We start from the raw sequence: 12296 nt of genomic DNA on the forward strand, positions 1-12296 counted from the left end.
AATGCCTGCAAAACACGACGAGAAGAGCTACGCGCTTCTGACCCCGGTCGGACCTGACGGCGAAAGCTTTCCCCACGGGCTGACCGCAAGCCGCTGGAGGGTTGCCACGGCCCAGCCGAAAGAAGGGTCACTAACCGAACGCGTTTTGAGCAATGCGCAAGAGCATGATACCGAAGAGGCCGCGGCCGCCGCCTTCTTTGCGCTGATGCGCACGGGTCTGCCCGGGGTGCTTGATGCGGCGAATTTGCGTTTGCACGAAGACACGCCCCTGGCCTTCGCGGAGGCGATGACCGACCACGTTCTTGAAGCCTGTGAAGCGGCCGGCGGCGACACCGCCAGGGCTGATGACTGGGATAACACAGAGTTTTCGGCTTAGCGGGATGCAATGGTCGATGCATGCCCGGAGTATTCCGGCGAAGATCCGGACAGCGGCCCGCAGATGGGTTAAGCAGGTCATATGCGGGCCCAAGACTTCATCTTCCTCGACTTTGAGGCTTCCAGCCTCAGCCCGCAGAGCTGGCCGATTGAGGCTGGCGCCGCCTGGCTGGATGAGAAGGGGAATGCCTGCAGCTGGTCGAGCCTGATCAGGCCGGCCCCGGCATGGCCGCGGAGCGACTGGGCGGACGCGGCAGAAAATGTGCATGGAATCCCGCAGCAAGAGCTGGACCATGCGCCGGAAGCTGGCAGGGCCGCACAGGAACTTGCTGGCCTGCTCGCCGGCCGCACACCCGTTGCCGATGCACCAGAGTTCGATCAGCGCTGGCTGGAACGTTTGTTCGCGGTCCGGCCCGGATTAGACGTGCCCTTGATCCGGGACTTCAACGACGTTGCGGATGAGGCATTTGACGGGCTGGTCCTCGACCGGCTCTACGAGAAGCTTTCCAGGCAGCCGCGGCCGCATAGGGCAGGCCCTGATGCCCTGCGCATGGCGCGCGCTTTCGCCCATGCCCGGGCAATCGCCACCGGCCAGCGGGGCTAAACGGCCCGTAGCTCCTTGGCCATTTCGAGGTAGCCGGCGTAGCCATAATCCCGGTACATCTGTTCATACCAGGCCGCCCAGGGCTCCCGGCGCTCTTCCGGGAAGACGTCGAACCAGGATCCTTTGCGCACGCTGACCTGGCCGTCCGGCATTCGCTTGATTTCGATCTTTCTGGCAGCCATTGATCTTCTCCATAAAAGCCGGCGGGCATTGCCCAAGCAGGTGCATACCGCCAACGCCGCATGACTGATTATGAAATGTGGATTGCGAGGTTTGCAAGCAAGTCGCCGAATGTTATGATTTGCGAAAATGTAACTGAATAGACAATTGGATCTATACTATATGAGAGACCATCCCATCCTGGCCCCTTCGTTATTGGTCCCGATCGGTCTGCTTTTCGGCATTTGCGGAATTATGATCTCTGCGATGATGGAGATGACGCCGCAGGAAAGAGGTTATGAAGGTCTTCTCAATGCGCATGACCTCCAGGTCGTGCAGCTGGAGAGCCATCAGCTGAACGAGATTGCACCCATGGCAACCGACGGCACGCTTCGCATGCTGCCGGGCACCGGCTTTGACCTGCGTGACAACGGTTCCGGCCAGATGGTCGAAAACTATGCGCTTGCCTGCCTGAATCTGCCGGACGGGAAGAAGGCCGCGCAGATGGTCCGGTTCCGCTCCGGCCGCATGATTGGCGTTAATGACGCCGAACTGCGCGCGCGCATCCGTGCCGATAAACTTTGCGAGACCCGAAGCAAGATCTGACTTGAGGCATGTTTAGCCGTTTTAGAAACACAGCTAAACATGCCCTTATCAGGTCCGGAGGGTTCCGTTAAAATGGCGTCATCCCGATCAGCCTAGGTATCGCTACCGATCAGAAATCCTTCCATACGTCTCTTGCGGCGCTGCCCATAGTGGTGGCGACAGGAACTGGGGCGGTCGTGAGCTTACCCATGCCCCTGTTATCGCTGCCATGGGCAGTTGGCTTGAGTGGGGCCTCGCCACCAAAGTTCTGCTTCCCGACACACGCAGCCGAGACTTTGAACTTGTCCACGATCTGGCCAAGCTTGCCGGCATCAGAGTTTAGCAAGTGGCTCGCCGCGGTAGCCTGTTCCACCATCGCAGCGTTCTGCTGGGTTACTTGATCAAGCTGAACGACGCCTGTGTTGATTTCACCCAAACCCGTGGATTGTTCAGATGCGCCTTCGGCGATATCAGACACAAGGCGTGCAATTTGGCTAACGCGCTCCACGATACTGGTCAGAGCTTCGCCAGCCTTGCCGACAAGATCTACACCACGTTCGACCTGTTTCGAGCTCTCGCTGATTAGCGTCTTAATTTCCATCGCTGCATCTGAAGAGCGCTGAGCCAGCGCACGGACTTCACTTGCAACAACGGCAAAGCCTTTGCCGGCTTCTCCCGCCCGCGCGGCCTCAACGCCTGCATTCAAGGCCAGCAAGTTGGTCTGGAAGGCGATATCATCGATCAGGCCGATGATTTGGCTGATGTGTTTCGAGCTTTCCTCGATCTCGGTCATGGCCGCAACCGCGCTCTGAACCACCTGACCACTGGCTTCGGCTTCTTGCTTGGCCTCACCAGTGATGTTTTCCACGCTGCGCGCGCCCTCCGCGGTGGATCTCACGCTTGCGGTCAGTTCATCCAGGGCAGCGGCTGTTTCTTCCAGGGTTGCGGCTTGGCTTTCGGTGCGATGCGAGAGGTCATCCGAGGATTGACTGATTTCAGCCGCGCCTGTGCGGATGCTTTCCGTGCTGGCCACAACCTGCGACACCGTGCCGTTCAACGTATCAACCGTGTCGTTGAAATCTTTGCGCAACTGTTCGTAGTGATCTGGGAAGACCTGGTCCAGTTTTGACGTCAGATCACCGCTTGCAAGGCTCTGCAACCCGCTTGCAAGGGAATGAACAACTCGTTTCTGATCTTCCTGCTCCTTGAGCCGTGCCATCTCAAGGCTTTCCTTTTCCGCGAGACCTTGACGCAGCTTCTCGATCGAGCCGGCCATATTGCCGATCTCGTCCCTGCTTTTCGGCAGGTCAACGGCATCTTGAACCCGCCCTTCGGACAAGGAATTCACCGCTGTCAGCATTTTGGCTAGGGGGCGACGTACCAGAGACTGGGCCGAGAAGAAAATGGTCACAAGCGTCAAGAGAAGCAGCAGACCACTGGCGACCAATTTTTCAATAATGCTCTGGCGTACCGGAGCAGCGAAAACATGGTGCGGTACATCCATTACTACAACCCATGTCTTGTTCATGCCGAAAGCGGTGAACGGATAGAACAGGCGGGTCGCGCCGTCCGGAAGGTTAGCGGCCACCTGTACTTCACCTGTTTCCACGGCAGCGGCCAAGGCTTCGGCGCCGGGACCTTCATAAGACCGGGTAATCTTTTCCTTGTCGGCATGGGCAAGCCATTTTCCACCTTGCCCCAGCAGCATGACTTGGCCGCCATCGAAAACCGACAGGCTGGTTACTAGTGCTGTCAGGTTGTCCAGGACAACGTCGACACCGGCCACCGCAGCGATTTCATCACCAACAAAAACCGGGACTGAAACCGATGTTAACAGACGGCCCTCGTTTGAGAGATATGGTTCAGTGATCAAACCTTCCCCAGTCACCTGAGGCTTTCGGTACCATTCCACCGTTGTGTCCGGTTCGAACTCAAAGGATTCGAAAGTCAGATCACCGGTTTCCGTCTTGGTCCAGTAAGGCGTAAACACACCTTTCGCATTGCGGCCCTCATCACCAACGATGAGCGTATCAGTCGCTCCGCCAGGGATAGCCGCCATCCAAGCAAAGAAGCCTGGACCGAAGCGTTCTGGTACACCTTTCAGAAGGTTGATTAGTTTCCCCGCAGGCACCTCTCCCTCTTCCAGAAAACCGGTCAATGCCCCGCCAACCGAAGCAGCCGCGGCCGTCGCCTCGGTCAATTCCGCCGCAAGCGTGAGAGCAATACCCGAAGCGGCGAGCGTCGCCTGTTCAAGCGTCTGCTCATGGGTTTCTGAAGAAACGCGCCACGCTGTCAGAGTGGTGTAACAGATCACCAGAATGGTAACTGCGAGTGTTATTGCAGCGAGGAGTTTTCCTGAGATCGTCTGAAAAGGGGGTGTCATGTTCATATCCCACTGAATGAGCAATTCTGCCGCCTTCAGTCCCATGGCTTTCTGAACAAAGGCTTACCTTCTCACCTTTGACATCTGGATAAATCCGAAGAAGTTAATTTGTCGCACGCGGCTCTGCTCAAGGCCCTTTGAGCTCTGCCAAGCGGCATGATTCACGTCCGCTAAAACGGGCGGTGAGCCGCCGAAATAGCATCGCTAGCAGGCAGTCTGCGCCCCTTAAGGGGACGCAAGTGCTACATTGAAAAATTGGATTCCGAAGTCGTGCGCGAGCACAAGGCAGAGTCGATCAGTGCGTCATTCACCCAAGTGAAACCGATCTCGATGCGATCGCCGGGATCTGCCGCACCGGTGTCCTGCTGCATCTGCTGCTCGATCTCAATGTCGTCCACCCCCAGATAGAAGCTGACCTCTCCGCCGGTGCGCAGAATGCATCCGGCCGCGCGGTCATCAGGACTGCCAATTGCGCTTCCGGTGCGGATGCTGAGCCCTTCGATGTTCTCGATCGCCGTGAAGATGCTGACCTCCTCCGGATAGAGCCTGCGCACCGCCGCGGCCAGCTGCGCCTGCGCATCACTGGGCCGCTTCCCGATGAAAAACAGGCTCACTTCGCTGGTGTCGAGGTGTGCGATATGAAACCGGCGCTCACCACAGCGCTGCAGCTCGCCTTCCCAGAACGCCTCTCTGACATCCTCGCCGTGGAGGGGAGGATGGAATGCCTCGCCATCGAGGTATTCCACGCCGTATTTCGCAACCACATCAACCGGTTCAAGCCCGGCTGTGCTGCCGCGCGCCAGCGCCACGACAGTGTCATAGACCGGAGAGGCCCCAAAGGACTTGAGCACGGTGACTTCAACGCCCTCGTTCATGGCCACACCGGTCAGGGTCGCATAGAAGCTTTGCCCCTGCTCCATCCGCTCCTCCATTTCATGGCTGGGAAGCTCAGCAAAGGCGGCCAGGCCATGCTTGTCTTTGAACCAGGTCATCTCACATCTCCATGCTTGTGGAAGGCTCAACCGAAAGCCCGATGTCGCGCAGTGCTCCAGCCGCATCGTCGGCAGGCCATACCCGCTCGAGATCGTCATGAACCAGGACCACCCCTGGAACCTCATCCTGAGGAACATGCCCGACCCGCCAGCCGCCCTCTTCTGCCAAAGCCAATAGGGCTTCCGGTATTTTCTTTTTCGCTTGCTCGATTTCATCTGCGAGATAGAACTCCCGCAGCCAGGATTTGGCGACCTGTTTAGACCAGACCTGACTGATCAGCTCATTCCCGGCAATACGGCCGGCCTTGAATTGCGTGTTCGGACAGTTGATGTCGCTGCCGCCGCCGTCAGTGTCCACCTCGAACACAATCGCATCAGGCGCCATGTCCGGAACGAGGGCGCGCATCGCACGCGTAAACTGCGGCCAGGGATCGAAGGACAGGCGGTGCGCCACTGCCGCTTCAGATGCCGCGTGAATGAGGGGGAGCATGTCGGCATCAAACTTGGAGGGGTGACGGTTCAATACCGGCTGCACCCACGCATGCCATGCGCCAAATTCCATGTGGTCGTCCGGCACGAGCTGCGGGATCCGGTGGATCAGAGCCTCAGCGGTCTCCTGGTGCTCATCCCGCTGCATTTCGCGGCTGCTTGGCTTGTTTTCACTGCTGGTCATCGCGCACCCCATATGACTTTCGCATTTTCATTAATCAGCATTACCCTGCTCGATATGAATCTAGGAGGGCTGTATGAAAAACGCCATCATGCAACTGGAGGAGCAAGAGCGGATCCGCTTTCTGTCGGGCTCCTGCATCCGGGCAAACATTGCTGTTCTGAGCGAGATCATGTCCGCATCCGGAATTGCATCAGTGCAGATGCGCGCGCTCTCTGCCAATCGCCGCTGCCTGATATCCCCGGATGCTGATTGGATCTATACACGGGATCCCGAGGCGGTGGACTGGCCCTTCGTGCAGCTCCGTACAGTCGATGACGCAGGCCATGAAGCCATGGCTGAGAAGCCATTGCGCGCCGCGATTGCCCAGGTCTTCGGCGAAATGATCGAACATGGTCATCCGGACTGGCGGGACGGCACCTCCAGCATCAGTATGCAGCTGGAAGGCGGCAAGGCACTGCTCAAGGCAGCGGTCATTACGCCCGAGGGACACGACCGCAAGGTTCAGACCTACCAGCAGCAGCCACTGGATCTGTTCCTTGAAAAGGAGCCGGTGGCGGAAACCGATACGGGTGCCTGGTACGAAATCAAGTCCGAAGCCGAGGCAAGGGCCGCAAGCATGCTGAGCGGAACTGCCATTGCTCAATACTACAGGTCCAACAGCAACAATGAGCATGCCCGCTGGTATGCTCATCTGGAACTGGAAGGGGAGACGGCGAAGGCGGGGGTTGTTCTGGCCGCACAGTCCGCCGACGGTTTCGATGCCGGCGTCTGGCCGCATCATTCCCATGTGACCGGCTACCGGAACATAAACCCCTACCCCGACCGCGCGGCAGAGATCGAGATCCTGTCTGAGGCCGCTGGCCTCCATATCGCTCCCAACTGGATGGGCGGGGATCCATACGCAGATCAGCCATCCTTATGATCAGCAGGCAGGAGAAAGAGATGCAGAACTCTGAAAATACGAACATCTATGAGGGCAAGATCATCGTCACATGCATGGGCGATGCGGAAAACCTTGAAGCGTTTGAAACCTGGGTCAGCTCCTTGAGCCTTGAACAGCTCGGCCGCGAGATCAATGAAGGTGAGCTTCTGGGAGCAATGAATCTCGCCTCAGCGGAGGAAGTCCCCGCGGCGGATATCGTCAGCCGCCAGGTCGCACTGGGCAACGATGGCACATTCTTCGACAGCCAGTCCGAGCCGCAGAAGAAGGTCGACCCGAACGGGCGGATCTTGCGCTCCCAAATGGAGCAGGGCTGGAGCAATGAAACATTGGAGATGCTGGGCCGCCGCTTTATTGAGGAGACCGGAATGTCCAATGCCTTTGCCGCCTACCTCGAACAGCAAGCCGCGGCAGAGAACGAAGCCGCTCTGGAGAGCGGCGATGAACCGGGATTCTAAGCCAGGCCCGAAAGGGCAACGGCGTTCCAGTGCTATCCATGCTGAAACGCGGAATTGCAACGCAATTGCGGCCGACGTCTTGTTATTGGCGGGGCACGACCTCTTGGCGCCGCGGCTGGATGGCCGCAGGCCGATCTTTGGCACGATCACTGCCCGTATGTTCGAGCAGAATGATGCTGATATCGTGCGCCGCCTCACTATGTCCGCCAGCCAGGTTGAGGTGATCCGGATACTCGATTTCAAGAAAAAACAGGGCTTTCATCATTTCGGCGTCACCGCTCACAGCTCACTAGCCGAAGACCAGATCGTGGCCTTCTTGAAGAAGGTGCGTACCGCATTTTCAGCCGCGGTTCGGATGATGCAAGAGCGAGAAAAGACAGAAGTGAATTCGGCAGTCACAACCTTCCTGGATGCCAAGATGGCTGGCTCTTCTCTTTTAGCCGCTCCGGATCACACTCAGATGCAAATCGGAAGTCAGAGTATCTCCCTGGCAGATCTGAACGTGAACGAGATCATATCCTAGCGTCGCGGAGCGCTGAAATGACTTTCGCGATTCAGTTTTTCGCATTATCATTTCCCACAGCATAGGAGGATTGCCATGAACATTCGCTGCGTCACTGTTGGGAAACACATCACTGCTCAGGGAGAGCTTGTGCAGGAGCTTGCCAATGGCGAAGCGATTGTCCTCTCTGGCCAGCGGCAGGTGACCGGCAAGCTTGTCCCGGCGCTCAACAGCAACATGCCGGACATCATCCGGAGCGCGGAAGCGCCCGCCCCCTGAGCGCCGTCCAGCCGGGACCGCCATTCCATATTGATTTAGAAAAATTCCTGCCCTAGTCAAAGGTAAGAGAAGGCGCAGCCAGCATCTGCGCCTTGCTTCTTTTCGCGAAGGAATTTTCCATGATCAATTTCAGATGCGCGGGCATGACCCTTGCCGCAATACTTGCCACCGCGGCGCCGGCGTTCGCCACCGGCTGTGATGCCTGGCCCCAGTTTTCCTCGAATGACCCGTATCTGGAGCCGCTTTCCGTTCCGGCAAAAGACGTAGGCGAGCACTTGAGTGACTGGGAGTGGTCGGAAGGCATGCAGTTCACGTCGCGCCTGCATGGCAGCGAGCTTTGGCTTGATATCACCCACTTCCCGGGGAACACCACCGCCGCGGGGGTGAGCCGGTCCGTCATGCATCTGGGCCGTGTTGCTGATGAAGACTTCGCCACCCTGGTTCTGGCGGAAGGCGATACCGGCCTCTTTTCGATTTCCGAACCGGAACTACGAGCCATCGGCTGCCAGTTTATCTGGGGCAAGGAAGGCGGACAGAACCCGATTGCGCTCCTGCGCGAGCTCTACAAGGCACTACGCCACTACGAGACAGGCGCCCCTTTGAGCAGCGGCTTCACAGGTCATCTCTTGGGGGACTCCACTCTGGCCTTGGAGCTGAACAACAAGATCGTGCTCCCGCAGTGGGCGATGAGCGCCGTTAACTGAACGGTGCTGCAGCTGCCGGACCGGCGCTCCGTGCGCCGGCCGCCACTCTCCTGCACGGATGCCTCAATTCCCTGCTCGGCGAGCCTTTTGCGGGCCTCTTCCGACCCATGCAGCAGGCGGGACAGGTGTCTCAGCATTTCCGCAGCCCGCTCCACGCGGTGCAGCTGTACGCCAATGGCCCGGGACGCCGTGGTCATTTCATCTAGGCTTGCAGCGAGGCGTTCCACATCGGAATGCGGCGCCGGATCCGTTTCATCAGCCGCTTTGGCCTCCGGGGATGCAGTCATTCGGCTCACCTTTCAAATAGATCAAGTTGGGGTTCCGCCTCAGGCCGCCATTCTTCCAGACCGGAAACGGTCACACCAAGGAGCCTGACAGGCTTCTTGAAGGGGTGCTCGTCCCGCAGGATGCTCCTGGCCAGCATGGCAATTCTCTCCTGGCTTTGTACCAGGTCCGTCACAGTCCGCTGACGGGTGTGCTGTTCGAAATCCCCGTACTTCAGCTTGACCGTCACCGTGCGCCCGGACATCCCTTTCTGAACACAGCGCTCAGAAACCTTCCCGGAAAGACGATCGAGAGCCTCAGAGGCAAAACGCAGATCCGTGACATCCTCCTCGAAGGTGGTTTCGGCCCCAATGGACTTGCGCTCGCGGTTAGGCCGCACCGGCCGGTCGTCGATCCCGCGCGAAATCGCATGATAGCGCTCCGCCGAGGAGCCGAAGTGCTGGCGCAGGAAGTCCATATCCTTCGCCCTCAGATCTGCGCCGGTCCGGATGCCCAGGGCTTCCATCCGGGCCTGGGTGACAGGCCCGACACCGTAGAACCTGCCGACCGGAAGATCCGCGACAAACCCCTCCCCTTTCCCGGTAGGGATGACGGTCAGCCCGTCGGGCTTGTTCTGGTCGGAGGCCAGCTTGGCCAGAAACTTGTTGTAGCTGACGCCCGCAGAGGCCGTGAGCCCTGTCGCTGCAAGGATCCCCGCCCGGATCTCCTTGGCGATGTCTGTAGCCGTCCGGCCCGCCCGGCAGGCTTCGGTGACATCCAGATAGGCCTCATCCAGGCTCAGCGGCTCGATCAGATCCGTGTATATTGCAAAGACCTCATGGATTTGCGCGGAGACCGACCGGTAGACCTCGAAACGAGGCTCCACAAAAATCAGATCCGGACACTTATGCATGGCAGTGACGGAGGGCATGGCCGAGCGTACGCCAAAACGGCGCGCCTCATAGCTTGCCGCCGCAACGACACCCCGCTTGCGGGCACGCCCGACGGCGACCGGCTTGCCGCGCAGCGCAGGCTTATCGCGCTGCTCGACAGACGCAAAGAATGCATCCATGTCGACATGGATGATGCGGCGTGTTTCAGCGTCCCCTTTGGTCAAGCAGGGTATCTCCGCCTAGATCGGCTTGCAGGTACAGGTATCAGGATAGTCCGCCGCAACCCCAAGCGCCACCTTATGGAAGATCGCAAAGAAGTCGCGCGCGTTCTGCTCCAGATCGCCGCCGCCTTTCGGATCAAACCCGATTTTCTGGACGAGATGGTCCGTCAATCTCGCCTGAGTCCGCCGATGGATCGCATCATAGACGTCCTGGTGCTGCCAGGCCGCCGTTTCCGGATCCTTACCCGTGAACACGCCGGTGTAGAAGCTGCACAGCTCGCGGTGCCGCTGCGCCTTTTCAGCGCCGTTGAGACGATCCGTCTGATGGCACAGCAGATAGCGGAAAATGGTGAACTGCATCGCCACGCAACAGGCGTTCCGGAATGCGTTTTCCGCCATCCCATCCGTCATCTGCTTGACCTGATCCTGTTTCATGCTGCCCTCACCGCTTCACAGACCGCCCGGCACAGGCCGGTGTCAAATTCATCGCATCCGTTGCGGACGCGGCTTTCCATATCGATCCAGCCGCCCTCATGCTCCGGCAGCATGGCCAGAACCTCAGCCACATTGTCCGGCCCAAGGCCGCCCGCGTAGCCAAATCGCACCGTCTCACCGGGAAGATCCGGCCAGGTGGCCGGACTGATCCCGCGGCCGCCCGACGGATCGTAGAGCCAGCTCACCCGCGGATCTTCCGGGAAAGGCCCGCGGCATTGCAGGATCGGCTCGATCTCCTGACCGCTTTGGCGTCCAGCAGACTTCGCCCAGCTGTGAATGCGGCCGGGGTCAACCGCCTGTGCGGTGTTGATCTGCACCCGGGCAAACCCGTGCAAGCGGCCGTCGATCTCAGACCACCCCTCCTCAACGATCTGCCGCGCCCAGCCGCCGCAGATATGGGCTGCGAGCCGAAGGCCGCTCCTCTGGATAGCTTCGATCCACTCCTGCCTTGGGAAACGGGCGGTCCCTTCGCGGGACGGCGAGAACAGAATGGCAAATTCCACCGCGTGGCTCTCAGCCAGCGCCAAAAGATCCCCGATATCGGTTTTGTCGTCAGCCCCGGTGAAGGTGATGAATTCCGGCTTGAACACAAGGGCATCCTCGAAATTACTTTTTCGCATATTCGCACAGCGCCAACGCGGCCACAAATCATTTTTCGCATATTTCGCGAAATCGGGCTTGCCTTCCCTTCTGAGCATCTCTATCAATCAGGCAAGCGCCGGGACGACGGCGTGCCGTTAACGCGGAAAGCGACAGCAAACGTCACACCCTCACCTATGAAGACACATAGCCAGCATGCGCCCGTCTTGTGATGCGCCATGCGGCACATCAGGAGAATGATGATGACGAACGTATACCTTGCGGACGGCACCCCTGTGGCCACCCTTCAGACTGAAGCGAAGGCGCTGAAGAAATCCTCGGGCGCGAAGCTCACCGAAGCGCAGGACAAGGTCGCGCAAGAGCACGGCTACACCAGCTGGCAGAACATGGTCGAAAACACGATCTCCATTGACGAGGAGTTCGAGGAGCACTTCACGATCCAAAAACGCGCCGGCCAGGACAGCTATGTGCTGCATCTCGATTTCCTGGAAGATGGCGAATACCTCGACCGCTCCCGCACCGCCTTCCGCAAGATCTTTGCCAAACGCGAGCTGCTGGTTGGGCATCATCCCGGCAGCGTGGAACACCACGTCGAATTTGTCTTTGGTGAAGAAGTCGACGGAATGCATGCGCTTTATCCGCTGAAGGAGGCCCCCTCAGCCCGCGGAGTCAACAAAGCGCTCAACGAGATCTTCATCTCCGGCGACGCCAGCGGCTTCATCTCCATCCTGAACGATCAAGGGTTCTTCGACGGCCTCATGAACACCCCGCTGGATGAGGTAGAATTTGAAGCGGAACTGATGCTGATCCTGCGGAAGATGGGGCGCACTGTAGGTGACCGAGTCCTGTTGAACACTCACCCTGTAGATATCCCCCCCAAGGATCTCGATTGGGAGCTGCGCTGCTTTGCCAACGCATTGGATAACGATGATGTGGTGTTCTCCAACGGCGCAACCGGAGAGGACCTCCTGTACAAGATCGTGACTGCGGCTGAGTTCGAAGATCTGAAGCAAGACTTGCTGAAGGCCTGCGGCCCGACTGCGGCCACCTCCCGCGACGGCGAGCTCTGGCTGCATAAAAAGATGCTTGCCAAGTCGTCTGAGCCGGACAATCAGCCCGGGATGTAATCGCGGTTGCCGGGGCGCCGGATATGGTGCCCCGGCCTAAAG

The 12296-nt window shown here is 58.9% G+C and carries 16 protein-coding genes; 9 read left to right on the forward strand and 7 right to left on the reverse strand.

The window, feature by feature from the left end; translation table 11 throughout:
* Position 1: 1 nt before the first annotated feature.
* Both CAER_RS0105295 and CAER_RS27560 read left to right on the forward strand, forming a co-directional pair.
* Entirely contained in the window at positions 2–376 is a 375-nt protein-coding gene (locus CAER_RS0105295; protein WP_027234378.1) for a hypothetical protein, read from the forward strand.
* Positions 377–457: 81 nt separating this feature from the next.
* Entirely contained in the window at positions 458–979 is a 522-nt protein-coding gene (locus CAER_RS27560; protein WP_051357704.1) for a 3'-5' exonuclease, read from the forward strand.
* Here CAER_RS27560 and CAER_RS0105305 read toward each other — a convergent pair.
* Entirely contained in the window at positions 976–1161 is a 186-nt protein-coding gene (locus tag CAER_RS0105305; protein WP_027234379.1) for a hypothetical protein, read from the reverse strand. The two genes, CAER_RS27560 and CAER_RS0105305, sit on opposite strands and share 4 nt — an antisense overlap.
* Positions 1162–1408: 247 nt before the next feature.
* Here CAER_RS0105305 and CAER_RS0105310 point away from each other — a divergent pair, with 247 nt between their 5' ends.
* Positions 1409–1744: a hypothetical protein gene (locus CAER_RS0105310; RefSeq protein ID WP_154667696.1), complete on the forward strand. Its 336-nt coding sequence runs from the start codon at positions 1409–1411 to the stop codon at positions 1742–1744.
* Between the two features lie 109 nt (positions 1745–1853).
* On the opposite strand, the gene CAER_RS27565 is transcribed toward CAER_RS0105310, so the two are convergent.
* The 3 genes from CAER_RS27565 to CAER_RS0105325 form a co-directional block, all read right to left on the reverse strand.
* Positions 1854–4151: a methyl-accepting chemotaxis protein gene (locus tag CAER_RS27565; RefSeq protein WP_051357705.1), complete on the reverse strand. Its 2298-nt coding sequence runs from the start codon at positions 4149–4151 to the stop codon at positions 1854–1856.
* Between the two features lie 197 nt (positions 4152–4348).
* Positions 4349–5098: a hypothetical protein gene (locus CAER_RS0105320; RefSeq protein WP_027234381.1), complete on the reverse strand. Its 750-nt coding sequence runs from the start codon at positions 5096–5098 to the stop codon at positions 4349–4351.
* A 1-nt stretch (position 5099) separates the two neighbouring features.
* Positions 5100–5771, reverse strand: a complete 672-nt coding sequence (locus tag CAER_RS0105325) for a hypothetical protein (protein WP_027234382.1) — start codon at positions 5769–5771, stop codon at positions 5100–5102.
* 73 nt (positions 5772–5844) lie between these two features.
* Between CAER_RS0105325 and CAER_RS30020 the strand changes: the two genes are divergently transcribed.
* The 5 genes from CAER_RS30020 (at position 5845) to CAER_RS0105355 (ending at position 8654) form a co-directional block, all read left to right on the forward strand.
* Positions 5845–6693: a hypothetical protein gene (locus tag CAER_RS30020; protein WP_027234383.1), complete on the forward strand. Its 849-nt coding sequence runs from the start codon at positions 5845–5847 to the stop codon at positions 6691–6693.
* Positions 6694–6713: 20 nt separating this feature from the next.
* Positions 6714–7169 (forward strand): hypothetical protein, encoded by a 456-nt coding sequence (locus CAER_RS0105335; RefSeq protein ID WP_154667699.1) that lies wholly within the window; start codon positions 6714–6716, stop codon positions 7167–7169.
* Positions 7153–7692 carry a hypothetical protein gene (locus tag CAER_RS0105340; protein WP_154667700.1) on the forward strand — a complete coding sequence of 180 codons (540 nt, stop codon included), beginning with the start codon at positions 7153–7155 and terminating at the stop codon, positions 7690–7692. Before CAER_RS0105335 ends, CAER_RS0105340 begins: the two co-directional genes overlap by 17 nt.
* Positions 7693–7767: 75 nt before the next feature.
* On the forward strand, positions 7768–7950 hold the full coding sequence (locus CAER_RS0105345; RefSeq protein WP_027234386.1) for a hypothetical protein: 183 nt from the start codon (positions 7768–7770) through the stop codon (positions 7948–7950).
* Between the two features lie 119 nt (positions 7951–8069).
* The gene (locus tag CAER_RS0105355) at positions 8070–8654 is read left to right on the forward strand and encodes a hypothetical protein (protein WP_154667701.1); all 585 of its coding nucleotides are present in this window, start codon (positions 8070–8072) and stop codon (positions 8652–8654) included.
* 292 nt (positions 8655–8946) lie between these two features.
* On the opposite strand, the gene dinB is transcribed toward CAER_RS0105355, so the two are convergent.
* From dinB to CAER_RS0105370, 3 genes are read right to left on the reverse strand one after another with little or no spacing between them, the layout of a single operon-like run.
* Positions 8947–10035 (reverse strand): DNA polymerase IV, encoded by a 1089-nt coding sequence (gene dinB, locus CAER_RS0105360; RefSeq protein ID WP_027234388.1) that lies wholly within the window; start codon positions 10033–10035, stop codon positions 8947–8949.
* A 15-nt stretch (positions 10036–10050) separates the two neighbouring features.
* Positions 10051–10467, reverse strand: coding sequence for a hypothetical protein (locus CAER_RS0105365; protein WP_027234389.1), 417 nt, complete (start codon positions 10465–10467; stop codon positions 10051–10053).
* Entirely contained in the window at positions 10464–11147 is a 684-nt protein-coding gene (locus CAER_RS0105370; protein ID WP_051357706.1) for a hypothetical protein, read from the reverse strand. The genes CAER_RS0105365 and CAER_RS0105370 overlap by 4 nt, the downstream gene beginning before the upstream one ends.
* Before the next feature lie 222 nt (positions 11148–11369).
* Here CAER_RS0105370 and CAER_RS0105375 point away from each other — a divergent pair, with 222 nt between their 5' ends.
* On the forward strand, positions 11370–12254 hold the full coding sequence (locus CAER_RS0105375; RefSeq protein WP_027234391.1) for a P-loop NTPase family protein: 885 nt from the start codon (positions 11370–11372) through the stop codon (positions 12252–12254).
* Positions 12255–12296: the final 42 nt, after the last annotated feature.

It is taken from the genome of Leisingera caerulea DSM 24564, assembly GCF_000473325.1.
In the GTDB taxonomy this organism is placed as follows: Bacteria; Pseudomonadota; Alphaproteobacteria; order Rhodobacterales; family Rhodobacteraceae; genus Leisingera; species Leisingera caerulea.

Coding starts and splice junctions, on each gene's coding strand:
- CAER_RS0105305 (WP_027234379.1), bottom strand. CDS start 1,161: ATGGCTGCCAGAAAGATCGAAATCAAGCGAATGCCGGACGGCCAGGTC.
- CAER_RS0105325 (WP_027234382.1), bottom strand. CDS start 5,771: ATGACCAGCAGTGAAAACAAGCCAAGCAGCCGCGAAATGCAGCGGGAT.
- CAER_RS0105365 (WP_027234389.1), bottom strand. CDS start 10,467: ATGAAACAGGATCAGGTCAAGCAGATGACGGATGGGATGGCGGAAAAC.
- CAER_RS0105320 (WP_027234381.1), bottom strand. CDS start 5,098: ATGACCTGGTTCAAAGACAAGCATGGCCTGGCCGCCTTTGCTGAGCTT.
- CAER_RS30020 (WP_027234383.1), top strand. CDS start 5,845: ATGAAAAACGCCATCATGCAACTGGAGGAGCAAGAGCGGATCCGCTTT.
- CAER_RS27565 (WP_051357705.1), bottom strand. CDS start 4,151: ATGGGACTGAAGGCGGCAGAATTGCTCATTCAGTGGGATATGAACATG.
- CAER_RS0105370 (WP_051357706.1), bottom strand. CDS start 11,147: ATGCGAAAAAGTAATTTCGAGGATGCCCTTGTGTTCAAGCCGGAATTC.
- CAER_RS0105295 (WP_027234378.1), top strand. CDS start 2: ATGCCTGCAAAACACGACGAGAAGAGCTACGCGCTTCTGACCCCGGTC.
- CAER_RS0105345 (WP_027234386.1), top strand. CDS start 7,768: ATGAACATTCGCTGCGTCACTGTTGGGAAACACATCACTGCTCAGGGA.
- CAER_RS27560 (WP_051357704.1), top strand. CDS start 458: ATGCGGGCCCAAGACTTCATCTTCCTCGACTTTGAGGCTTCCAGCCTC.
- CAER_RS0105335 (WP_154667699.1), top strand. CDS start 6,714: ATGCAGAACTCTGAAAATACGAACATCTATGAGGGCAAGATCATCGTC.
- CAER_RS0105355 (WP_154667701.1), top strand. CDS start 8,070: ATGATCAATTTCAGATGCGCGGGCATGACCCTTGCCGCAATACTTGCC.
- CAER_RS0105375 (WP_027234391.1), top strand. CDS start 11,370: ATGACGAACGTATACCTTGCGGACGGCACCCCTGTGGCCACCCTTCAG.
- CAER_RS0105340 (WP_154667700.1), top strand. CDS start 7,153: ATGAACCGGGATTCTAAGCCAGGCCCGAAAGGGCAACGGCGTTCCAGT.
- CAER_RS0105310 (WP_154667696.1), top strand. CDS start 1,409: ATGGAGATGACGCCGCAGGAAAGAGGTTATGAAGGTCTTCTCAATGCG.